Raw genomic sequence first — 23,393 nt, 5'->3', positions numbered from 1 at the left:
AGGTCAGTCATCGGCAAGCAAAACGAACGGTCGAACGAACATTTCTTCAGGAGTCCCACGAGCAATGTTTCCCTCTTGAATTATCCAGCACGGGTTTCATTGCGGGTGTATTTATTGTAGACCTAGTATGAAAAATGCGTAACACGATTGCTAGAAAATTTCGCAACTCTATTGATTTTGCATCGCAGCATTTCCGGGGCACTCTGTCCGGCGACAAGTTAAAGCCTTGGGCATGCCGCATATATGAGGTGTTTTTTCTCCCCTGTTCCATGTATGGCCGTGGGGCAACTCCAGTGATAATGTGGGCTCGCCTCGATGGGCGATGATTACGGGAGCTCGGGATGGCGGAAAGCAGCAACGCAGAAAAGACAGAACCGGCGTCAGCCAAACGGCTGAGGCAGGCGCGCGAGAACGGCGACATCCCCCGTTCGCGCGAAGTCGCGACGTTCACCGTCCTGATGACGGCCGGCGCCGGCCTGTGGATGCTGGGCGGCGGCGTCATCAACAAGCTCTCCAGCACCCTGGAACGCGGCCTGTCGCTCGACCGCGAACAGATCGCCAACCCGAACGTCCTGCTCGAGCGCATCGCCGCTGATATTGCCGGCGTGATGCTGGCCTGCCTGCCGCTGGCGATCGCGATCATGCTGGTCGCCGTGGTCTCGCCGCTACTGATCGGCGGCTGGAACTTCAGCGCCAAATCCTTCATGCCGAATTTCGGCAAGCTCAACCCGCTGAACGGACTGGGCAACATGGTCTCGACCAATGCCCTGATCGAACTGCTGAAAGCGGTTGCCAAGACCCTGCTGGTCGGCGCCGTCGCCTGGTATGTGGTGCTGAGCGAGAAGGATGCCGTGATTGGCCTGGCGGTCGAGCCGCTGGGCGCCGCCACCTCGCACCTGGCCGGCCTGGTCGCCAAGGCCTTCCTGGTCATGGTCGGCTCGCTCGGCGCGATCGCCGTGCTGGACGGGCCATACCAGAAATGGCACTACGCCAACAAGCTCAAGATGACGCGCCAGGAAGTGATCCAGGAATCCAAGGAATCGGACGGCAATCCGCAGATCAAGGGCAAGATCCGCCAGCTGCAGCGCGAGATGGCGCGCAAGCGCATGATGAGCAACGTCCCGACCGCCGACGTGGTCGTGACCAACCCGACCCACTTCGCGGTGGCGCTGAAGTACGCCGACGGGAAGCAGGGCGCGCCGCGCGTGGTGGCCAAGGGTACCGACGAAGTCGCGGCCAGGATCCGCGAGATCGCAAAGGAAAACAAGGTCGCGCTGCTGGAAGCGCCGGCCCTGGCCCGTGCGCTGTACAAGCACACCGACATCGACGACGAGATCCCGGAAGCCCTGTACTCGGCGGTGGCCGAAGTGCTGGCCTACGTCTACCAGCTGCGCGCCTACACCAAGGGCGCCAGCGACCATTATCCGGACCGCCCGGGCAAGCTGCCGGTGCCGCCGGAGATGGACCCTTTCAACAATAAAGGTACGACGCAATGAACGGTTTCAAACTGCCGGCCTGGGCGCAGGCGATCGCGGGACGCGGCAACGCGCTGGCGGCGCCGATCCTCATCATCATGCTGCTGGCGATGATGATCCTGCCGCTGCCGGCGTTCGCACTGGACCTGTTCTTCAGTTTTAACATCGCGATGTCGGTCATCGTGCTGCTGACCGCGCTGTACACGGTCAAGCCGCTCGACTTCATGGCCTTCCCGGCCGTGCTGCTGGTGACCACCATGCTGCGCCTGGCGCTGAACGTGGCCTCGACCCGCGTGGTGCTGACCGAGGGCCATACCGGCGGCGCGGCGGCCGGCAAGGTGATCGAAGCCTTCGGCCACTTCCTCATCGGCGGCAACTACACCGTCGGCCTGGTGGTGTTCATCATCCTGACCATCATTAACTTCATGGTCGTGACCAAGGGCGCCGGACGTATCGCCGAAGTGGGAGCGCGTTTCGCCCTGGATGCGATGCCGGGCAAGCAGATGGCGATCGACGCCGACCTGAACGCCGGCCTGATCGGCGAGCAGGAAGCCAAGGCGCGCCGTTCGGAAGTGGCGATGGAGGCCGAGTTCTACGGCGCGATGGACGGTGCTTCGAAGTACGTGCACGGCGATGCCGTGGCCGGCATCCTGGTCACCCTGATCAACGTGATCGGCGGCCTGATCGTCGGCATGCTCCAGCACGACATGGCCTTCAGCGACGCGGTCAAGAACTACACGCTGCTGGCCATCGGCGACGGCCTGGTCGCGCAGATCCCCTCGCTGATCATCTCGATCGCGGCCGGCATGGTGGTGTCGCGCGTGGCCAGCGACAAGGACGTCGGCGCCCAGGTCATCGGCCAGCTGTTCGCCCGCCCGATCGTCATGTACATCACCGGCGCCATCATCGGCGGCATGGGCATGATCCCGGGCATGCCGAACCTCGTGTTCCTGCTGCTGGGCAGCGCCCTGTTCGGTACCGGCTGGCTGATCGAGAAACGCAACAAGAATGCGCCGCCGGCGGGCGCGCCGGGAAGCGCGGGCGCGGCAGGCGAGGCCGGCGGGGCAGGGGGCGCCGCGGGGGCCGCCGCCGCCGCCACGCCGGCCGAGCAGGAAGAAGCGACCTGGCAGGATGTCATGCCGGTCGATACCCTGGGCCTGGAAGTGGGCTACCGCCTGATCCCGCTGGTCGACAAGGGCCAGGCCGGCGAGCTGCTCAAGCGCATCAAGGGTATCCGCAAGAAGTTTGCCCAGGAAGTCGGCTTCCTGGCGCCGCCGGTGCACATCCGCGACAACCTCGAGCTGAAGCCCTCGGCTTACCGCATCACGCTGAAAGGCGTGGAGGTGGGGACCGGCGAGGCGATCAACGGCCAGTTCCTGGCGATCAACCCGGGCATGGCCAGCGGCACGCTGCCGGGCCTGGTGACCACCGATCCTGCCTTCGGCCTGCCGGCGATCTGGATCGACGCCGCCCTGAAGGACGAGGCGCAGAGCATGGGCTATACCGTGGTCGATGCCGGCACCGTGATCGCGACCCACCTGAACCACCTGATCACCACCCACGCCTCGGAACTGCTGGGCCGCATGGAAGTGCAGGCGCTGCTGGACCACCTGGCGAAGGATGCGCCGAAGCTGGTCGAAGACCTGGTGCCGAAAGTCGTGTCGCTGTCGACCTTGCAGAAAGTGCTGCAGAACCTGCTGCAGGAAGGCGTGCACATCCGCGACATGCGCACCATCATCGAGACCCTGTCCGAGCATGGCGCGACGACCCAGGATCCGAACGACCTGACGGCGCTGGTGCGCATCGCGCTGGGCCGCGCCATCGTGCAGCAGCTGTTCCCGGGCACGAACGAGCTGTCCGTGATGACCCTGGACAACCGCCTCGAGCGCCTGCTGGTGCAGGCCCTGAACGCCGGCGGCGACGGCACCGGCATCGAGCCGGGCCTGGCCGACACCATCGTCCAGCAGGCCGCCAACGCGGCCCAGCAGCAGGAGGCGATGGGCCTGACGCCGGTGCTGCTGGTGCCGGGGCCGCTGCGCACGCTGCTGTCGCGCTTCCTGCGCCGCGCGCTGCCGCAGCTGAAGGTGCTGTCGCACTCCGAAATCCCGGAAACCAAGACGATCCGCGTGACCAGCCTGGTGGGCACGGCCTGATCGCGCGCCGTGGACCGGATATGCCTGTGGTGACGGCATACGCGGTCCAAATATCCTGCCTCGGGGAAATAAGCAGGTTTCCCCGTCCTGTTCCTCCGATGGTTTCCCTGCGGCATCGTCAATAATCCTATCCGTGAATGGGCCAATATGCCCGCCGTACCGATAGCGACCGATTGACGTAACACCTGCCTGCAAGAGCGGAGACCAACGATGAACGTGAAGAAATTTACAGCCCCGACTTCCCGTGAGGCCCTGCGCAAGGTGCGCGATGCCCTGGGCCCGGACGCGGTCATCCTGTCGAACCGCCCGGTGGATGGCGTGGTCGAGATCCTGGCGCTGGACAACGACGACGTCGCGTCGCTGGCCTCGCCCTCGCCCGAGTCCGACATGGCGGCGCCGCGTCCGAACCTGCAGCACATGGACGAGATGCCGGCCCCGGCCGCGCCGGCCGCCCGTGCGCTGCACGCTGCCGGTGCGCCGCGCCCCTACGACGCCCCGGCGGCGCGCCCGTCCATGCCGTCCTTTCCCGACCTCGACGAGCCGCAGGCGTTCTCCGGTTCGCACACCTACGCCAACCGCCGCGCCCAGCCGGAAACGCCATCTTTCGACGTGGCCGCGATGACCGCCATGATGTCGGCCGCGATCGCCCAGGCGAAGGAATCCGCCGCCGCCGAGATGCAGGGCATGATGAGCGAGCTGCGCGCGATGCGCGGCATGATGGAATCGCAGCTGGCCGAGCTGTCCTGGGGCAGCACCCAGCAGCGCGAACCGCAGAAGGCCGCCGTGCTGCGCGAGATGCTGGCGGCCGGCTTTTCGGCCAGCCTGTCGCGCTACCTCGTCGACAAGCTCCCGGCCGGCAAGGATGCCGCCGAGGCTATGCGTTGGATCAAGACCGTGCTGGCGCGGAATATCACCACCATGTCCGACGAAGACGCCATCCTCGACCGCGGCGGCGTGTTCGCCCTGGTCGGCCCGACCGGCGTCGGCAAGACCACCACCACCGCCAAGCTGGCCGCGCGTTGCGTGATGCGCCACGGCCCGGAAAAGCTGGCCCTGATCACCACCGACGCCTACCGTATCGGCGGCCACGAGCAGCTGCGCATCTACGGCAAGATCCTCGGCGTGATGGTGCACTCGGTGAAGGACGAAGCCGACCTGCGCATCGCCCTGAAGGAACTGCGCAACAAGCATACCGTGCTGATCGACACCATCGGCATGTCGCAGCGCGACCAGATGGTGACGGAGCAGGTGGCCATGCTGACGGACAGCGGCGCCAACGTGCAGCGCCTGCTGTGCCTGAACGCGACCTCGACCAACGAGACCCTGAACGAAGTGGTGCGCGCCTACCAGGGCACCGGCCTGGCCGGCTGCATCATGACCAAGCTGGACGAAGCGGCATCGATCGGCAACGTGCTGGACGTGCTGGTGCGCCAGAAGCTGAACCTGTATTACATCTCGAACGGCCAGCGCGTGCCGGAAGACCTGCACCTGGCCGACCGCGCCATGCTGGTCGACCGCGCCTTCCGCAACAAGAAGGATGCCGCTTCCCAGTTGAGCGACGCCGACCTGCCGCTGATGATGGCCGGCCTCGGCAACCTGAACAACGACCGTTCGCTGCGCGAGGTGTACGTTGGCTAGTTTCGACTTCGACCAGGCCGAAGGCCTGCGCCGGATGCTGGCCGGCCCCAAACCGCGTATCGTGACCTTCCTCTCGGCGACCGCGCAGGACGACAAGGGCGCCATGCTGGTGAACCTCGGCGCTTCGCTGGCGCAGTCCGGCAACGACGTGCTGATCGTCGACGCCTGCGAGCGCGACTACGGCGTGGCCCAGCGCCTCGGCGTGGACCGCGGCCCGGGCCTGCTGCAGGTGGCGCGCCAGGAGTGCGCACTGAACCAGGTGATCCATCCGGCGCCGCAGGGCTTTTCGGTGGTGAAGATGCGCCCCGGCTGCACGGCCGAAGAAACGCGCCGCCTGGCCAAGGCCTTCGACGTGCTGGTCAAGCAGTCGGCCGGCAGCATCGTCATCGTCGACGGCGAGTTTCCCGATGCCGGCAGCTTCCCGGTGCCGGTCATGGCCTCGTCCGAGATCGTGGTGCAGGTCTCGACCGGCGCCGCCTCGATCACCAATGCCTATGCATTGATCAAGCGCCTGTCCCAGCATCTGGGCCGGCGTCCCTTCGGTGTCCTTGTCACGGGCGCTACCGAAGCCGAGGCAAAGGTGGTATACGATAATATGTCATCCGCGGCAACACGTTACCTTGCAGTAACGCTGAGCTCCATGGGCTCGGTGCCGGCCGACGAGTACCTGCACCGCGCCGCGCGTCTTGGCCGCGCCGTGGTCGATGCGTTCCCGCTGGCGGGCGCCTCGGTGGCATTCCGTCGCCTGGCCGGACGTTTCGCGGCGGGCATGAGCCGGGCCGCATAATCAGGCTGCAATAAGCACGAATAACGAAAAAATGTACACGGTCAAAGGGAAAGCGGACAAGAATCATTTGCTGACGGAGCACATGCCGTTGGTGAAGCGTCTCGCCCACCAGATGAAGGCGAAGCTGCCGCCGTCCGTCGAAGTCGATGACCTGGTACAGGCAGGCATGATCGGCCTGCTCGATGCGATCAGCCGTTACGAGGAAAACCACGGCGCCCAGTTCGAGACCTATGCGGTGCTGCGGATCCGCGGCGCCATGCTCGACGAGCTGCGCAGCAGCGACTGGATGCCGCGCTCGACCCGCCAGAACATGCGCAAGGTGGAGCAGGCGATGGCCACGCTGCAGCAGCAGCTCGGCCGTCCGCCCAGCGAATCCGAGGTCGCGAAATCGCTCAAGCTCTCGCTGGCCGATTACCAGGACCTGCTGGGAGAGTCGGGCGGGCACCAGCTGGTCTACTACGAAGACTTCCATCACGATGGCGATGGCGACGGCAGCGACAGCTTCCTCGACCGCTACGCCGTCGACGACGACGACCCGCTGCGCGCGCTCATGGAGACCGACTTCCGCCAGGCCGTGATCGATGCCATCGACGCCTTGCCGCCGCGCGAAAAACTGCTGATGGGCCTGTATTACGAGGAAGAGCTGAACCTGAAGGAGATCGGCGCGGTGATGGGCGTGTCCGAATCGCGCGTCTCGCAGCTGCACAGCCAGGCCGTGGCACGCCTGCGCACCTTCTTGCGGGAGCGCGCGTGGACATAGCCAGCCTGCTCGGGCTGCTGCTGGCGATCGCCGGCATCCTGGTCGGCCACACCCTCGACGGCGGCAAATTCTCGTCGCTGGTGCAGCCGGCCGCGTTCGCGATCGTGGTGGTCGGCACCTTCGGCGCGGTGCTGCTGCAGACGAAAAAATCCACCTTCATCCGCGGCCTGCGCATGCTGCGCTGGGTGTTCGCGCCGCCGCCCGACCGCCGCCAGCAGCTGGCGCGCGAGATCCACTTGTGGAGCCTGTCGGCGCGCCGCGACGGCCTGCTCTCGCTGGAACAGTACATGACGAAAGCCGATCCCTTCATCCAGAAGGGCTTGCGGCTGGTGGTCGACGGCATCCATCCCGACAAGCTGCGCAGCCTGCTCGACACCGAGATCAACGCCTACGAGCTGCGCGAGCGCCAGGCCGCCCGCATCTGGGAAGCGGCGGCCGGCTATGCGCCGACGGTCGGCATCCTCGGCGCCGTGCTGGGCCTGATCCACGTGATGGAAAACCTGAGCGACCCGTCGCGCCTGGGCGCCGGCATCGCGGTCGCCTTCGTCTCGACGGTGTATGGCGTGGGCCTGGCCAACCTGCTGTTCCATCCGGTCGGGAACAAGCTGAAGGGCATCGTCGCCGAGCGCGTGCTGCAGTACGAGATCCTGACCGACGTGTTCCACGACATCGCGACCGGCGACCATACCCGGGTGCTCGAGGAGCGCATCGCCTGCCTGGCGGCGCCTCACTGAACCGGCATTCCCATGGCGCGCCGCAAACGCTTCGACGACGACTCCCACGAGAACCACGAGCGCTGGCTGATCTCCTACGCCGACTTCATCACCCTGCTGTTCGCCTTCTTCGTCGTCATGTACGCGGTCTCGGTGGTCAACACCGGCAAGTACAAGGTGCTGTCCGATGCCCTCGGCGACGCCTTCGGCGGCCGCGGCGCCGCCCGCCGGATCGACGCCCCGGTGGAGGTCGAGGCGCTGCCGCTGTCGAACATCATCGCGCACAGGCGCGCCGAGGCTGCGAAGCGCGACCGCGAACGCCTGGACCTGCTGGCCCGCAAGCTCAATAGCGTGCTGGCGCCGCTCATCAACGCTGGCCGCGTGCGCGTCACCCAGACCGCGCGCGGCATCACCGTCGAGATCAACGCCAGCGTGCTGTTCGACGAGGGCGACGCCGCCCTGGTCGGCAATGCGCGCGAGACCCTGCGCACGGTGGCCGGCCTGCTGAAGGACGATCCGCACGCGATCGAGGTCGAGGGCCATACCGACACCACGCCGATCCGCAACGCGGCCTTCCCCTCGAACTGGGAACTGTCGGCGGTGCGCGCCAGCACCGTGGTGCGGCTGTTCGTCGAGAACGGCGTGGCTGAACCGCGCCTGGCCGCGGTGGGTCGCGGCGCCAACCAGCCGGTCGCCTCGAACGGCGATCCGGCCGGACGCGCGCGCAACCGGCGCGTCGCCGTCACCATCCTGTCGGGCACAGGCAGCGACTGATCCGTTCCCCCTGACCGTAGTGGACGAGCTGTGCGCCGGATGCCGCGCCGCTTGCGTTAATGTCTCGGCATGGACATCGACAAACCGCCCAGCCGGGTGCCGTTTCCGGTGGTCGGCATCGGCGCCTCGGCCGGCGGCTACCCGGCCCTGATGACGCTGCTGCAGAACATGCCGCCCCATCCCGGCATGGCGCTGGTGGTCATCCTGCACCTGGCCGCGGACGAACCGAGCGGCGCCGACCGGCTGCTGCAAAGCGCGACCGACATGCCGGTGGTGCAGGTCACCCACACCATGCCGGTCCTGCCCGACAACGTCTACGTGATTCCCCCCGACCGCAGCCTGGCCATGCGCAATGGCGAACTGGTGCTCGACCGCCTGGACCGCAGCGCCGGCCGTCCGGTCGCGATCGACATCTTCCTGCGCACCCTGGCCGAGGCGCATCGGGAATACGCGATCGGCGTGGTGCTGTCCGGGATGGGGTCGGACGGCACCGCCGGCCTTGCCTGCATCAAGGAGATGGGCGGCGTGGCCATCGCGCAGTTGCCGACCGATGCGGAACACGGCGGCATGCCGCGCTCGGCGATCGAATCCGGCATGGCCGACTTCGTGCTCCCGGCCGGCGAGATACCGCGCAAGCTGGTCGAGCTGCGCGACGTCCTGTGCGCGATCAGGCGCAAGGCCAGCGCCGGCCACCGGCTCGACGAGGTCCCGCTCGACATGGGGCCGCGCCCGGAGGTCGCCCTGCGCGACGTGCTGGAGGTCCTGCACGAGCGCACCGGGCACGACTTCACGCATTACCGGCGCCCGACCTTGCTGCGCCGCCTGGAGCGGCGCGTGCAGGTGCGCGGAATGCCCGACCTGGCCAGTTATTACCGGGTGCTGCAGAAGGATTCCGCCGAGGCGCATGCGCTGCTGAAGGATCTCCTCATCGGCGTGACCAGCTTCTACCGCGACCGCGAAGCCTTCGAGGCGCTCGAGCGCATGGTGTTGCCGGGGCTGTTCCGCTCGGGCGACGGCCCGCTGCGCGCCTGGGTGGCCGCCTGTTCCACCGGCGAGGAGGCCTATACGGTGGCCATGCTGCTGGCCGGCCAGGCCGCGCGCCACGCGGAGGGCGGTGGCGCGGGCCGCGACTGGCAGGTGTTCGCCTCGGACATCGACGAACATGCGATCGAGGTCGCGCGGGCAGGCCTGTATCCGGACACGATCGCCGATTCCGTTCCCGAGGCCCAGCTGCAGCGCTGGTTCATCCGCGACGGTGACCACTTCAAAGTGCGCAAGCCCCTGCGCGACCGGGTCCTGTTTGCCCGCCACAACCTGCTGCACGAGCCGGCGTTTTCGCGGCTCGACCTGATCTGCTGCCGTAACTTCCTGATCTACCTGAACCGCGAGATGCACCGGCACCTGCTGCAGCAGTTCCACTTCGGGCTCAACCCGGGCGGCTACCTGATGCTGGGCAGCGCCGAGTCGGTCGAGGCAGCCACCGACCTGTTCGTGCCGGTCGATGCGGCGCAGAAGATCTACCAGGCCAGGCGGGTCGCGCGGCCGGTCCATGCGCCGGCCGCGCCGGCGAGCGTCCATGTCGCGCTCGCGGCGCCCGCGACGGCGGCCGCGCGCGAGGCTGGCGCCGATCCTGCTTCGTCCTCCATGCGGCGCGGGCGGCTGTTCTCGTTCGCCGATATCCACCTGCACAAGGCGGCCGAGCTGGCCCCGCCCAGCATCCTGCTGAATGCGGACGGCGACATCCTGCACATCTCGGAACAGGCGGCGGGCTTCCTGCGCCAGGCCGGCGGCGAGCCGACCCGGGAACTGGTCAGGCTGGTGCCGCCGGAATTGCAGCTGGCCTTGCGGGTGGCCTTGTTCCAGGCCCGCAAGAGCGGACGCCAGGCCGGCACCGGGCCGCTGCGCTACGAGCGGGCGGGACATGTCCACGCGCTCGACCTGCAGGTGCTGCCGTTCCAGGATCCGCACGCCGAAGACGGACTGATGCTGGTCCGCTTCGTCGCACTGCCGGACGCCGGACCGCAGGCGGCGCAGGCGCCGGCCGCGCCGCGGGAGCAGGCCTTGCTGGGCCAGCTCGACGAAGAATTGCACCGTACCCGCAGGCAGCTGCGCGAGACCGTCGAGCAGGCCGAAACGGCCAGCAACGAGATGCGGCTGTACAGCGAAGAGATGCAGGCCACGGTCGAGGAGCTGCGCGCTTCCGTGTCCGGGCTGGAACGCAGCCGCGCGGATTTGCTGTCGGCGAACCAGGAGCTGGCCGCCGCCAACCTGGAACTGCAGCGGCGGGCCAGCGACACCGCCAAGGCGCACGACGACCTGGTCAACCTGGTCGTCTCGAGCGACGTCGCCACCATCTTCCTCGACCGCGACATGCGGATCCTGCGCTACACCCCGCGCATCGCCGAATTCTTCAACGTGATCCCGGCGGATCTCGGCCGCCCGCTGCTGCACATCACCACCCGGCTGGACTATCCGCGCCTGGCCGAGGACGCGGCCGAGGTCTTCGCCACGCTGCAGGCGCTGGAGCGGGAAGTGCGCAGCAAGGATGGGCGTGATTACATCGTGCGCATGCACCCCTACCGCACCACGGAACACCGCATCGACGGCGTGGTGCTGACGTTCTTCGACATCACCCAGCGCAAGCGCGACGAAGAGCTGATCCGCGAGAGTGCGGCCCGGCTGCATACGATGTTCGAGAGCCTGCCGGTCGGCGTCGGCGTGTACGCGAGCGGCGGCGCGGTGCTGATGGCGAACCGCATCATGCACCGTTACCTGCCGACCGGCCTGATGCCTTCGCGCGACCAGGGCCGGTCGATGCGCTGGCGCGCCTGGCATGCCGATGGGAGCCCGGTCGGCCACGATGACTTCCCCGGCTCCCGCGCGCTGCGCGGCGAGCGGGTGGTGCCCGGCATCGAAATGCTGTACCGGCAGGACGACGGGTGCGAGATCTGGACCCAGGTCGCCGCGGCCGCGATCATCGACGACCAGGGCCGCGCCACCGGCGAGGTGGCGGTGGTCATCAACGACATCGATGCCCTGAAGCGCACCGAAGAGGCGCTGCGCGAGAACGAGGCCCTGCTGCGCGACCTGCTCGGCGGTGTGGTCCTGGCAGTGTGGGAGACCGATCCCGGAGGCCGGGTCGTGACAGACTCGCCGAGCTGGCGCGCCTGCACCGGCCAGCGGGTCGAGGAGTGGATGGGCGAAGGCTGGATCGATGCCCTCCATCCGGACGACCGCGACAGGGTATTACGGGAATGGCGTGGCGCGGTGGCAAGGCGCGGTACGATCGAGATCGCCTACCGCCTGCATATTCCCGCCGGCGGGTGGCGCCGCTGCCGGGTGCGCGCCCTGCCGCTGTTTAATCTCGACGGCACGGTGCGCAAGTGGATCGGCGTGAACGTGGCGGAGGACGCCAATGAATAGACGAACGACGATATGTGCGATGCTGCTGGCAGGGGGCGCCGCCGGCGCCGCCGGCACCGATAAAGGAGAAGCGATGAATGTGCATGCGAGCCTGAGCGTCGACGCCAGGCATGACAAGGTGCTGGTGACTTTCAGGATCGAGAACCGCGGCGAGCGCCGGATCGGGCTGCCGCGGGAGATCGCTTCCGATACCGGGCTCACGCGCCGCCTGTTCGACCTGCGCGGGCATCCCGGCGATGCCGAAGTGCCGTACACCGGGCGCATGGTCAAGCGCGGGCCCCTGGAGCTGGACGATTACGTCGAGCTGGCGCCGCACTCCGCGCACACGCACACCATCGACATCACGCACGCCTACGCCTTCAGGCCGGGCATGCACACCTATGTGATCCGCTACGAAGGCGAGGCGCTGGCGGATGTGCGCCAGCTCGGGTCGGCGGCCGGTATCCGGACGGATCCGGTCATGTTCAGCCACACGGAACGGTGATCTTCCGCCGTTCCCGCGCGGGCGGGAAGCCAGGTTCTGCGAGTTGCGACGACCCTGGGCCCCCGCCTGCGCGGGGGCGACGGGAGCTTACTGCAGCGCCGGCGTATTCTCGCCAAAATATTCGTGCGAGTCGGCGTTGTCGATGGCCTTGTTCGGATCGCTGATCGCCAGGCTGGCCGCGCCCGACTGGCCGTAGACCCAGTCGTCGGTGCTGGCCACCACGTTGAAGTGGCTCATCTCGTGCACGAGGGTGCCGCCCTTGGAGTCGGTGCCCGTCATCGGCGCGCTCCAGAAGGCCTTGCAGACGTAGATCGTGTAGGGCTGGGTCGGATAGACGTAGGCGTAGTAAGTCTTCTTGCAGCCGCAGTCCACCGTGATCGGCTTGGTCGCGAAGGCGTCCTTGAGCGCCGCGAAATGCGATTTGATGGTGGCGACCCGGCCGGTGTCGACCACGCCGAACCACTTCGTGTAGCGCGTGCCCATCGTTCCCCTGGCCATGTAGGCGTCGCCGTCGCTTGCCATCGACAGCGCGGCCGACACGGCCGAGGTGATGTCGGCCTGCTGGGAGGTCGTGCACCTGTTGAAGGAGAGAGCACCGCCGGCAGCCGGCACCGGATTGGCCTGGGCCTTCATCTCGGCCAGGGTCTTGGTTTCATCGCTCGAGCCGCGCGGGCGCAGTCCGTCGATCCAGACCGTGGCGGCCTGCGACTTCAGCTCGCCCACCTCATGGCCGTTGGCGAACAGCTGGGGCGAGACGGCGTGGTAGCGGATCGCATAGTCGCCGGTGGTGGCCATGTCGTACAGGGACGACAGCTCGACCCTGACGCTGTAGGAAGCGCCGGGCTTGAGCAGGAAATAGTCGGACGCGGTGGGCGCCGGACGCTTGGCGATCGCGCCCAGGTAGCGCACCGGCTTGCCGTCACGCGTGATTTCGAACAGCGGGGCCTCGACCTCCTCGAACGGCGTGTGCGATTTCAGCACGTACTGCGGGCTGCCCGAGGTGTTGGTGAAGGTGACCTTGACCACTACGTCGTCCTTCTTGCCCAGCGATGCTTTCTCGGGCGCGACCGAGACGGCGACGCCGTTGTTGCCCGCCTGGGCGGCGAAGGACATGGCCAGCACGGCGGCGCCGACGGCCCATTTCAACATATTCCTGCTCATATGTTTCTCCGTAAGGTTCGTTATCCGCTGCATGGCAGCGTTTGTCGTGACGGGCAGAGCCCGCTACTCATCCTCGCGGAATTTATGAGCACACGCAAACGAATTCCAGCAGTGTTGTATATACGATTGATGACCCTCAAACGATTCAATCGTGCGCTGGAAAATTTAACAAGCTCATGTTAGGCAGGGTCAACGAAGGTCGAGGTGAGGCGTGTTTTCACCGAAATATTCGTGCGAATCGGCATTGTCGAGCGCCCTGGCCGGATCGCTTGCCGCCAGCTGCCCGGCCGCCGATTGCCCATAGGCCCAGTCGTCGGTGCCGGCCACCACGGTGAAATGGCTCATCTCGTGCACCAGCGTGCCGCCCTTGGAGTCGGTGCCGGTCAGCGGCGCGCTCCAGAAGGCCTTGCACACATGGATCTTGTACGGCTGGTCCGGATAGACGTAGGCGTAGTACGACGCGTTGCAGCCGCAGTCGACCGTCACCGGCTTGTTCGCGAAAGCGTCCCTGATCGCCTGGAAGTGGCGTAGCGCGGCGACCGGGCGCTCGGCGTCGATGGCGCCGAACCAGCTGGTGTAGCGCGCGCCCAGGGCCGTGCGCTGCAGGTAGAGATCGGCGTCCTGCGCGATCCCCTGCGCGGCCTGCACGGCGCCGGCAATCGTCTCTTGCTGGGCGTTCGAGCAGCGGCTGAAGGACAGGCCCGCGCCCTCCGGCGCCGGGGTGCCGGTGTCCAGCGCGCCGCGCGGCAGGCGGCCGTCGATCCAGACCGCGGCCGGGACCGGATCGGGCAGGGCGGTGGCGCGCGCCGGCAGCGCGGATGCATCGGCCACGGTGTGGGCCATGCCGGGACGGCTGAACAGCTGCGTCGCGCCATCGCGCCAGCGCACGCTGTAGGCGCCGGTGACGGCCATGTCGTACAGCGCGGACAGCTCGATCCGCACGCTGCGCGAGGCGCCCGGCCTGAGAATGAGGTAGTCGGCGGCGGAAGGGGCAGGGCGCTTGACCTGCACGCCCAGGTAGCGCACCGGCAGGCCGTCGCGCGTGATCTCGAACAGCGGCGCCTCGATGGCGCCGAACGGCGTCTGCCACTTCAACAGGTATTGGGTGGCCGCGGTCGCATTCGTGACGGTGACGTTCACCACCACGTTATCGCTTTTCGCCAGGCTCTGGCGTTCCGGCGTGACCTTGACCGTGACCGCGCCCGCGGCGGCGGCCATGACGGTATCCGGAGCGGCCAGTGCGCCCGCGGCGAACGCCGCTCCCATGATCGGTTTCCAGTCCATGTCTTCCTCCCATGCTTGTACAAGGCTCCGGTTGTAGCAAGGCTTGGAGGGAAGGGTATTGCCGTGTCGCAAGGGCCACACGGCTGCTTCCAGTCACCGACGCGCCGAAGACGGCCGTCGAGGGCGTCCGGGGAAACTTGGGTTCCCGCCTGCGCGGGAACGACGAGGGAAGTGCGCGGGAACGACGAGGGAAGTGCGCGGGAACGACGAGGGAAGTGCGCGGGACGACGAGGGAAGTGCGCGGGACGACGAGGGGAGTGCGCCCGAACGAGGGAAGTGCGCCGGAACGACGCGGAAAGATATCGCGGGAAGGAAAGTCAGCCGACCAGGAAACGCCGCGAAGGCCCGCTCGGCATCGCCTGGCCGCCCGGCCCGTACACGCCGGCGCCGGCCGCTGCGGGGCGCAGCGCGTTCAGCATGCCCTGGGTGTGCGCCAGCTGTTTGTTGACCAGCATGCCGTTCACGCGGTTGAGTTCCTTGGCTTCGCGCGACAGTTCCAGCAGGCGGTTCCACAGGCTGCGCAGCTCGTCGTTGCCGCCGACCGCCAGCCAGGGCTCCATCCCGCTTTCCGCAGCGGGGAAGCCGGCGGCGCCGAGGGCCCTGTGGCGCAGGCGCGACAGTTCGGCCGCTTTCTGGGCCAGTTGCAGTTTCTTCGGGGAGATGGTGGAGAGACCATCGGCATCCGCACTGACCAGGAACTGCTGTTCCGTTTTCATCAGCTCCACGATGGAGCCGATCAGTTGCTGTTCGTCGCGCAGGGTTGCGCCGGGGGATGCAATGGCCATGTGTTATCTATCGTTTGCGGGAGTGCAGCAGGTCGCGTACCGTTTCCAGCAGGCCGTCCGCCACTTTCTCCGAATTTACCTGGAACTGGCCATCCGCGATGGCCGCCTTGATGCGCTCGACTTTCTTGGTGTCGAACACCTGATTCGTACTGCCGGCAGCCATTGCCTTGCCCTGCTGGGACAGGCGCACGGTGTCGGTGGCGGCAGGCGAGGTCGCGTTCGCGGCCGCCGCGGCCGCGTTGTCGGCGCTCTTCGCAGTCGCTGGCGGCGTGGTGTTCGCCTGAACGCCTGCGTTGTTCTTGAGGGTATCGTTGATTTTCACAGCATCATCCTTTGCAGGTCGGAACAGAAAGCCCGGGATCTGCCAGGGTTATCGGCGACCTTGCCGAAAACTTTAGCATGTGTGAATCAAAAAGCCACCTCGACCATGCCGCCGGCCTTCGCCGTGCCGCTGACGACCGTGCCGGACGGGGTGCGCACTTGCACCACCTGGCCTTCGCCGGCGGTGCCGATCGCGCGACCCTCGGCCGACACGGAAAAACCGTTGCCGTTCAACACCAGCCGCACCGCCTGGTTCTGCTGCACCACGGGTTTGCTTTTCAGCGTGTCCAGGCGCAGCGGCGTGCCCGCCGCCAGCGAGACGGTCGGGGTGCGCCCGATCGCCTGCGCCATGTCCGTGATGATCCCGTTCGGCATCGCCGCGATGTCGCCTTTTACCAACATCAGCTGGCCCTGCTCGACCGGCTGGCCCTGGGCCAGCGGCACCGCCGCCGCCACGTAATCGGCCTTCACGTTCACCTGGGCCTGGATGAAGATCGTCCAGCTTGATGGCGCCGTGCAGCGCACGCCGACCGTGGTCTTGCCCCAGGCGCGCGCGCCCGGCTGCAGGAAGGCTTCCGGCGCCGGGCAGTGCGCCAGCGCGGTGCGCGGATCGACCGCCCCGACCTTTACCGACACCTCGCCCGGCAGGCCGGCGGCCTGGGTCTTCAGGAATTGCTCGACAACGGCGCGCAGCGCGTTCGCGTTCTGGATCGAGGGCGCGGCCTGGACGGCGCCGCACAGGGCGAACAGCGAAGCGGCCGACAGGAGGGAAAACAGGGTGCGGATCATTGCGATAAGCCCGGAACAAGCGGCCGGTGTGGTAATCGATGCTGCCATCTTAGGCGTCTTGATTCTCTACTGAAACTTGGAATAGCCCCCTTTTGGCTGTCTTTATTGCCCGATTGGAAGACTCGACAGGCCCGTATGATCGATGCTGTCCAATAAGTTATTGCCCCGGAGGCGGCATGATCGGCAAACTCGACGATTACCTGCGATTCAACGAAACCGCGCTGAGCCTGCGCTCGCAGCGCCAGGAACTGCTCGCCTCGAACATCGCGAACGCGGACACGCCCAACTACAAGGCGCGCGACATCGATTTCTCGAACGCGCTGCAGGGCGCGCTGTCGCGGGCCGCGCAGCCGCAGGGAAGCCTCGCCACGACCGCCCAGGGCCACATCGGCAACGGTCCGCTCGATGGCAAGACCCTGCCGGACGGCACCCCGGTGCTGTACCGCACCGTGTCGCAGGGCGCGGTCGACGGTAACACGGTCGACATGGATACCGAACGCACCCAGTTCGCCGACAACGCGCTGCGCTACGAAGCCGGCATCACCATGATCAACCACCAGATCCACAACCTGCTCGCCGCCATCCAGGGAGGTCAGTAATGTCGCTCTTCAATGTCTTCAACGTCGCCGGTTCGGCGATGAGCGCGCAGTCGCAGCGCCTGAACACCACCGCCAGCAACCTGGCCAATGCCGACAGCGCCACCAGCGCCAGCGGCGAAGCCTACCGCGCCAAGCAGGTCGTGTTCGAAGCCGTGCCGATGGCCGGCGGCTCCACCGCCGTCAAGGTGCGCGAAGTGGTCGAGGACCCGTCGCCGATGAAGCAGGTGTACGACCCCAAGAATCCGCTGGCCGACGACAAGGGCTATGTGACGATGCCGAACGTGAACGTGGTCGACGAGATGGTCAACATGCTGTCGGCCTCGCGTTCCTACCAGACCAACGTCGAAACCATGAATGCGGCCAAGACCATGCTGCTCAAAACGCTGACCCTCGGCCAGTAATCCATAAAGGCATTCCATGTCCACCATTAACACAAACACCGGTTCGGCCACCAACATCAGCGACCTGATGGCGACCATGAACGCCAAGACCGCGACCACCGGCGGCGACAGCGTGCAGGCCGACACCGACAAGTTCATGACCCTGCTGGTCACCCAGCTGAAGAACCAGGATCCGCTGAACCCGCTCGACAACGCGCAGGTCACCAGCCAGCTGGCGCAGCTGCAGACCGTGACCGGCGTGAACAAGCTGAACGAGACCCTGAACACGCTGAAGGCCAGCTACCAGAGCTCGGAAGCGATGCAGGCGACCAACCTGATCGGCCACGGCGTGCTGGTCGAGGGCGGCAACGTCACCCTGTCGGGCAGCAAGGCGATCCTGGGCGTGGAGCTGGGCAGCGACGTCGACAACCTGAAGGTCGTCATCAGCGACAAGAGCGGCAAGGAAGTGCAGACCATGGACCTGGGCGCGCAGAAAGCCGGCGTGATCCCGCTGGCCTGGGACGGCATCCCCGACCCGACCAAGCTCGACGCCAACGGCAAGCCGGTCACCCTGGCCGACGGCAATTACACCTTCCAGATCGTCGCCACCAAGGGCGGCGACAAGGTGAGCGACGCCAAGACGCTGGCCTTCGACAGCGTGGCCTCGGTCACCACCAACAGCACCGACGGCGTCAAGCTGAACCTGCCCGGCAAGGGCGTGGTCACGCTGGCCGACATCAAGCAAGTCTTGTAATCGCATCTTTAGGAGTCAAGCATGTCTTTCCAACAGGGCCTGAGCGGCTTGAACGGCGCCGCGAAATCGCTGGACGTCATCGGTAACAACATCGCCAACGCGAGCACGGTCGGCTTCAAGGGCTCGACCACCCAGTTCTCCGACGTCTACGCGCGTTCGCTGAACGGCGCGGGCGGCAACCAGGCCGGCATCGGCGTGGCCGTGGCCGGCATCGCCCAGCAGTTCACGCAGGGGAATATCGAGACCTCGAACAACCCGCTCGACATCGCCATCAACGGCGCGGGCTTCTTCCGCACCGAGACCTCGGGCCTGGTCCAGTACACCCGCAACGGCCAGTTCTCGCTCGACAAGAACGGCTTCCTGGTGACCCCGCAGGGCGCCAACCTGACCGGCTACAGCGTCGGCCCGAGCGGCCAGATCCTGGCGGGTTCGCCGATCCCGCTGCAGATCAATACCTCCGACCTGAAGCCGGTGCCGACGTCGAAGGTCGACACCGCGCTGAACCTGGATTCGCGCGTCGATCCGCCGTCGAACTACCCGTTCAACGCCAACGACCCGACCACCTACAACAAGCAGACGCCGGTCGACGTCTACGACACCCTGGGCAACGCGCACGTGATGTCGCTGTACTACGTGAAGACGGGCGCCGGCACCTGGGACGTGTACGCCGGCAGCGACGGCACCGAACTGACCAACGTGAACGTGGCAGCGGCAGGGCAGAAGGACGCCACCGTGACCGCCGCGCGCGACGCCTGGCTGACCGCCACCAAGGCCGTGCCGCCGGACGCGACCGACATCGCGGCCAAGCTGAAGGATTACGGCGACAAGGCGTCCGCCGCCGTGGTGGCCGCCGCCACCGCCGCCGGCGCCAGCGCCGCGACCATCAGCGCGATCCAGGCCGCGGCCACCAGCGCCGGCGGCACCGCCGGCTACAGCCCGGACCAGATCGACAAGGACATCGCCGCCGCCGTCTCCGTGCCCTCGGTCCCGGTCGGCCACCTGAATTTCGACTCGAACGGCGCGCTGTCGGCCACCCTGATGAGCCCGCAGACCCTGCCGCTGACGGTCAACCTGCCGGTGTACCCGCCGACCGGCGCCAAGGACAGCCTGGCGATCAAGCTGAACTTCGCCGGCACCACCCAGTACGGCGCCGACACCAGCGAGAAGAAGACCACCCAGGATGGCTACACCGCCGGCCACCTGCAGCGCTTCTCGGCCGCCGCCGACGGCACCATCCTGGGCCAGTACAGCAACGGCCAGACCAAGCCGCTGGGCCAGGTCGTGCTCGCGAACTTCACCAACCCGAACGGCCTGGAGCCCCTCGGCAACAACGCCTTCGCCGAGACCTCGGCCTCGGGCACCCCGCTGGTCGGCACCCCCGACACCGGCAGCCTGGGCGTGCTGCAATCGTCGGCCACCGAAGCCTCGAACGTCGACCTGACCGCCGAACTGGTGAACATGATCACGGCGCAGCGCGTGTACCAGGCTAACGCCCAGACCATCAAGACCCAGGACTCGGTGCTGCAGACCCTGGTGAACCTGCGCTAACGCAAACCGGGGTCAGACTCCGGTTTTTGGAAATAGCCAAGGGTCAGTTGCCAAATTTGGGAGTCTGACCCCGGTTTGATGGAAGATAAACATTATGGATCGGTTGATTTACACGGCGGCCAGCGGTGCCAAGCACATCCTGGAACAGCAGGCGACCACCTCGAACAACCTGGCGAACGTCAGCACCACCGGTTTTCGCGCGCAGTTCGATACCTTCCGGGCGGTGCCGGTGCAGAGCGAGGGCTTGCCCACGCGCGCTTTCGTGGTCGACAACACGACCGGCGCCGATTTCTCCGCGGGGCCGCTGCAGGTGACCGGGCGCGACCTCGATGTCGCGATCAAGGGCAAGGGCTGGATCGCGGTGCAGAATCCGGACGGTACCGAGTCGTACACGCGCAACGGTTCGCTGCAGCTCAGTCCGAACGGCATCCTGCAGACCTCGAACGGCCTGACCATCGCCGGCGAGGGCGGCCCGATCACGGTCCCGCCCGATGTCACCGTGTCGGTCGGCAGCGATGGCACGATCTCGACGCTGTCCACCACCACCACGCCGGCCGCGCCCACTGTGCTGGGCCGGATCAAGCTGGTGAATCCGAACGAAGCCGACCTGGTGCGTGGCGACGACGGCATGTTCCGCCTGAAGGACGGCAGCAGCGCCCAGGCCGATCCCGCCGTGACGATGGCCGGCGGCGCCCTCGAGGGCAGCAACGTGTCGGCAGTCGACGCCATGGTGAACATGATCTCGCTGGCGCGCTCCTTCGAAACCCAAATGAGCCTCATGAAGAACGCCGAGAATAACGCGGCGAAAGCCACCCAGATCCTCGCTTTGACTTGATTGCCGCTGGGACATAATTTCATGGTGGGCGATGGAGTTCCGTCGCCGTCAGGAGAACTCCACCATGATCCGTTCCTTATTCATCGCCAAGACCGGTCTCGAAGCCCAGCAGACCAACCTCGACGTCATCACCAACAACCTCGCCAACGTCAGTACCAACGGCTTCAAGAAGTCGCGTGCGGTGTTCGAGGACCTGCTGTACCAGAACGTGCGCCAGCCCGGCGCCCAGTCCTCGCAACAGACCCAGCTGCCGTCCGGCCTGCAGATCGGCACCGGCGTGCGCACCGTCGCCACCGAGCGCATCCACACCCAGGGCAATCCCCAGCAGACCGGCAACTCGAAGGACGTGATGGTCAACGGCCCCGGCTACTTCCAGGTGCTGCTGCCGGACGGTACCCAGGCCTACACCCGTGACGGCTCCTTCCAGACCGACGCCAACGGCCAGCTGGTCACTTCCAGCGGCTACGTGCTGCAGCCGCCGATCACGGTTCCGAACAATGCGCTGTCGCTGACCGTCGGCCGCGACGGCACCGTGTCCGTGACCACCCCGGGCCAGACCGCTCCGACCCAGATCGGCTCGATCCAGCTGTCGACCTTCGTGAACCCGGCCGGCCTGGAATCGCGCGGCGAGAACCTGTACGTCGAGACCGGCGCCTCGGGCACCGCGAACACCAACACCCCGGGCACCAACGGCGCCGGCGCCCTGATGCAGGGCTATGTCGAAACCTCGAACGTGAACGTGGTCGAAGAGATGGTCAACATGATCACGACCCAGCGCGCCTATGAGATCAACTCGAAGGCGATCACGACGTCGGATCAGATGCTGCAGAAGCTGGCACAGTTATGAAAAAAGTTGGTAAAGCTTGGATCCCCGCCTTCGCGGGGGCCACGATGAAGAAGGGCGCTGGGGCGACGGTAATGCTCGCGATGCTGGCCCTGGCCGGCTGCGCCGCCACCCCGACCTCGATCGTCAAGGGCCCGACCTCGGTGCGCCCGATGATCGCCGATGCCGGTACGCCGACCGAAGGCGCGATCTACAACGCCAGCACCTTCCGTCCGATGTTCGAAGACCGCCGCGCGCGTCACATCGGCGACATCCTGACCGTCAGCATCGTCGAGAAGACCTCGGCCAACAAGAGCGGCGCCAGCACCGGCAACAAGTCCGGCAGCGCGGGCTTCGGCATCCCCGGCCCGCTGCAGGGCCGGCTGGGCGCGAACGTCAGCGCCAGCAACAGCAGCAAGTACGCCGACGGCGACACCCAGACCGCCTCGAACGCCTTCACCGGCACGATCGGCGTGACGGTCTCGGAGGTGCTCCCGAACGGCAACCTGATCGTGGTCGGCGAAAAGCAGGTCGCGATGAACAAGGGCGTCGAATTCATCCGCTTCTCCGGCATGGTCAACCCTGACACCATCCAGCCGGGCAACGTGGTGTCGTCGACCGTGGTGGCCGACGCCCGCGTCGAGTACCGTACCAACAGCCAGATCGACCGCGCCGAGTTCACCTCGATGATGTCGCGCTTCTTCCAGTCGATGTTGCCTTTTTAAATTTTCGGGGTCGGACCCCGGTTCACACGATTGGGCTCTGCCCCCGACTGACTAAACCATGCGCCTGAATTTCAAACTGATCGCCCTCGCCGCCGCCCTCATCGGCCCGATCCTGTCGACGCCGGCCCAGGCCGAGCGCCTGAAGGACATCGCCAGCTTCGGCGGCGTGCGCCAGAACCAGCTGTCCGGCTACGGCATCGTGGTCGGCCTCGACGGCACCGGCGACCAGACCACCCAGACCCCGTTCACCGTGCAGTCGATCATGGCGATGCTGCAGCAGAAGGGCATCAGCCTGCCGCCCGGCACCCAGCTGCAGCTGAAGAACGTGGCCGCGGTGATGGTCACCACCTCGCTGCCGGCCTTCGCCCAGCCGGGCCAGACCATCGACGTGACCGTGTCCTCGATGGGCAATGCGAAGAGCCTGCGCGGCGGCACGCTGCTGATGACGCCGCTGCAGGGCGCCGACGGCCAGGTCTACGCCATGGCCCAGGGTAACGTGCTGGTCGGCGGGGCCGGCGCTTCCAGCGGCGGCGCCTCGGTGCAGGTGAACCAGCTGGCGGTCGGTCGCATCTCGGCCGGCGCCACCGTCGAACGCGCGGTCGCCTCGAACCTCGGCGCGGACAATCAGGTCAAGCTGGAATTGAACACCACCGACTTCGCCACCGCCAGCCGCGTGGTCGAGGCGGTCAACGACAAGTTCGGCCCGGGCATCGCCACCGCGCTGGATGGCCGCGTGATCCGCGTGCGCGTGCCCTCGTCGAGCGACCAGCGCGTGTCCTTCCTGGGCATGCTGGAAAACATGGAAGTGCGCCCGGCCGAAGCCGCCGCCAAGGTGATCCTGAATGCGCGCACCGGCTCGGTCGTGATGAACCGCGCCGTCACGCTGGATTCCTGCGCGATCTCGCACGGCAACCTGTCGGTGACGGTCGGCGTCGACACGGCCGTCAGCCAGCCGGCGCCGGGTTCGCGCGGCGCCACCGTCGTCGCCCAGAACCCGTCGGTCTCGGTCAAGAAGGACGCCGGCAAGGTCATCATGCTGAACAACGGCGCCTCGCTGGCCGAAGTCGTGAAGGCGATGAACGCGATCGGCGCGACCCCGCAAGACCTGCTGGCGATCCTGCAGGCCCTGAAGGCCGCCGGCTCGCTGCGCGCGGAACTCGAGATCATCTAACGAACAAGACC

The 23,393-nt window shown here is 66.8% G+C and carries 22 protein-coding genes; 17 read left to right on the top strand and 5 right to left on the bottom strand.

Going from position 1 to position 23,393, the window contains the following annotated elements:
- Positions 1-341 precede the first annotated feature (341 nt).
- The 9 genes from flhB (at position 342) to AC3A6M_RS00400 (ending at position 12,207) form a co-directional block, all read left to right on the top strand.
- On the top strand, positions 342-1,496 hold the full coding sequence (gene flhB, locus AC3A6M_RS00440) for a flagellar biosynthesis protein FlhB (RefSeq protein WP_487850788.1): 1,155 nt from the start codon (positions 342-344) through the stop codon (positions 1,494-1,496).
- Entirely contained in the window at positions 1,493-3,628 is a 2,136-nt protein-coding gene (gene flhA / locus AC3A6M_RS00435) for a flagellar biosynthesis protein FlhA (RefSeq protein WP_487850787.1), read from the top strand. Before flhB ends, flhA begins: the two co-directional genes overlap by 4 nt.
- Before the next feature lie 210 nt (positions 3,629-3,838).
- Positions 3,839-5,266, top strand: a complete 1,428-nt coding sequence (flhF, locus tag AC3A6M_RS00430) for a flagellar biosynthesis GTPase FlhF (protein WP_487850786.1) — start codon at positions 3,839-3,841, stop codon at positions 5,264-5,266.
- The gene (locus AC3A6M_RS00425; protein WP_487850785.1) at positions 5,259-6,053 is read left to right on the top strand and encodes a MinD/ParA family ATP-binding protein; all 795 of its coding nucleotides are present in this window, start codon (positions 5,259-5,261) and stop codon (positions 6,051-6,053) included. Before flhF ends, AC3A6M_RS00425 begins: the two co-directional genes overlap by 8 nt.
- Before the next feature lie 31 nt (positions 6,054-6,084).
- Complete coding sequence (locus AC3A6M_RS00420) at positions 6,085-6,813, top strand: RNA polymerase sigma factor FliA (protein ID WP_487850784.1); 729 nt, start codon at positions 6,085-6,087, stop codon at positions 6,811-6,813.
- Complete coding sequence (locus AC3A6M_RS00415; RefSeq protein WP_487850783.1) at positions 6,804-7,547, top strand: flagellar motor protein; 744 nt, start codon at positions 6,804-6,806, stop codon at positions 7,545-7,547. The genes AC3A6M_RS00420 and AC3A6M_RS00415 overlap by 10 nt, the downstream gene beginning before the upstream one ends.
- 12 nt (positions 7,548-7,559) lie before the next feature.
- A complete protein-coding gene (gene motD, locus AC3A6M_RS00410; protein ID WP_487850782.1) occupies positions 7,560-8,300 on the top strand; it encodes a flagellar motor protein MotD in 741 nt (246 codons plus the stop codon).
- A 69-nt stretch (positions 8,301-8,369) separates the two neighbouring features.
- Positions 8,370-11,723 carry a CheR family methyltransferase gene (locus AC3A6M_RS00405; protein ID WP_487850781.1) on the top strand — a complete coding sequence of 1,118 codons (3,354 nt, stop codon included), beginning with the start codon at positions 8,370-8,372 and terminating at the stop codon, positions 11,721-11,723.
- Complete coding sequence (locus AC3A6M_RS00400) at positions 11,716-12,207, top strand: hypothetical protein (RefSeq protein WP_487850780.1); 492 nt, start codon at positions 11,716-11,718, stop codon at positions 12,205-12,207. Before AC3A6M_RS00405 ends, AC3A6M_RS00400 begins: the two co-directional genes overlap by 8 nt.
- Before the next feature lie 87 nt (positions 12,208-12,294).
- On the opposite strand, the gene AC3A6M_RS00395 is transcribed toward AC3A6M_RS00400, so the two are convergent.
- The 5 genes from AC3A6M_RS00395 to flgA form a co-directional block, all read right to left on the bottom strand.
- Positions 12,295-13,368 (bottom strand): M35 family metalloendopeptidase, encoded by a 1,074-nt coding sequence (locus AC3A6M_RS00395; RefSeq protein WP_487850779.1) that lies wholly within the window; start codon positions 13,366-13,368, stop codon positions 12,295-12,297.
- Positions 13,369-13,557: 189 nt separating this feature from the next.
- Positions 13,558-14,652: a M35 family metalloendopeptidase gene (locus AC3A6M_RS00390; RefSeq protein WP_487850778.1), complete on the bottom strand. Its 1,095-nt coding sequence runs from the start codon at positions 14,650-14,652 to the stop codon at positions 13,558-13,560.
- A 317-nt stretch (positions 14,653-14,969) separates the two neighbouring features.
- Complete coding sequence (locus AC3A6M_RS00385; protein ID WP_487850777.1) at positions 14,970-15,437, bottom strand: flagella synthesis protein FlgN; 468 nt, start codon at positions 15,435-15,437, stop codon at positions 14,970-14,972.
- Positions 15,438-15,444: 7 nt separating this feature from the next.
- Positions 15,445-15,759, bottom strand: coding sequence for a flagellar biosynthesis anti-sigma factor FlgM (gene flgM / locus AC3A6M_RS00380; RefSeq protein WP_487850776.1), 315 nt, complete (start codon positions 15,757-15,759; stop codon positions 15,445-15,447).
- Positions 15,760-15,845: 86 nt separating this feature from the next.
- Entirely contained in the window at positions 15,846-16,547 is a 702-nt protein-coding gene (flgA, locus tag AC3A6M_RS00375) for a flagellar basal body P-ring formation chaperone FlgA (protein WP_487850775.1), read from the bottom strand.
- A 176-nt stretch (positions 16,548-16,723) separates the two neighbouring features.
- On the opposite strand from flgA, the gene flgB reads away from it, so the two are divergent.
- The 8 genes from flgB (at position 16,724) to AC3A6M_RS00335 (ending at position 23,382) form a co-directional block, all read left to right on the top strand.
- The gene (gene flgB, locus AC3A6M_RS00370) at positions 16,724-17,146 is read left to right on the top strand and encodes a flagellar basal body rod protein FlgB (RefSeq protein WP_487850774.1); all 423 of its coding nucleotides are present in this window, start codon (positions 16,724-16,726) and stop codon (positions 17,144-17,146) included.
- A complete protein-coding gene (flgC, locus tag AC3A6M_RS00365) occupies positions 17,146-17,547 on the top strand; it encodes a flagellar basal body rod protein FlgC (protein WP_487850773.1) in 402 nt (133 codons plus the stop codon). The genes flgB and flgC overlap by 1 nt, the downstream gene beginning before the upstream one ends.
- Positions 17,548-17,563: 16 nt before the next feature.
- Positions 17,564-18,280: a flagellar hook assembly protein FlgD gene (locus AC3A6M_RS00360; RefSeq protein WP_487850772.1), complete on the top strand. Its 717-nt coding sequence runs from the start codon at positions 17,564-17,566 to the stop codon at positions 18,278-18,280.
- Positions 18,281-18,301: 21 nt separating this feature from the next.
- Entirely contained in the window at positions 18,302-19,828 is a 1,527-nt protein-coding gene (locus tag AC3A6M_RS00355) for a flagellar hook protein FlgE (protein WP_487850771.1), read from the top strand.
- Positions 19,829-19,922: 94 nt separating this feature from the next.
- Positions 19,923-20,663 carry a flagellar basal-body rod protein FlgF gene (gene flgF, locus AC3A6M_RS00350; RefSeq protein WP_487850770.1) on the top strand — a complete coding sequence of 247 codons (741 nt, stop codon included), beginning with the start codon at positions 19,923-19,925 and terminating at the stop codon, positions 20,661-20,663.
- Between the two features lie 64 nt (positions 20,664-20,727).
- Positions 20,728-21,510, top strand: a complete 783-nt coding sequence (gene flgG, locus AC3A6M_RS00345) for a flagellar basal-body rod protein FlgG (RefSeq protein ID WP_487850769.1) — start codon at positions 20,728-20,730, stop codon at positions 21,508-21,510.
- 44 nt (positions 21,511-21,554) lie between these two features.
- Entirely contained in the window at positions 21,555-22,211 is a 657-nt protein-coding gene (locus AC3A6M_RS00340; protein ID WP_487850768.1) for a flagellar basal body L-ring protein FlgH, read from the top strand.
- A gap of 58 nt (positions 22,212-22,269) precedes the next feature.
- The gene (locus AC3A6M_RS00335; protein ID WP_487850767.1) at positions 22,270-23,382 is read left to right on the top strand and encodes a flagellar basal body P-ring protein FlgI; all 1,113 of its coding nucleotides are present in this window, start codon (positions 22,270-22,272) and stop codon (positions 23,380-23,382) included.
- The last annotated feature ends 11 nt before the right edge of the window (positions 23,383-23,393 follow it).

It is taken from the genome of Telluria sp. Soil_C_11, assembly GCF_057657395.1.
This window is presented reverse-complemented; position numbering and strand designations above follow the sequence as displayed.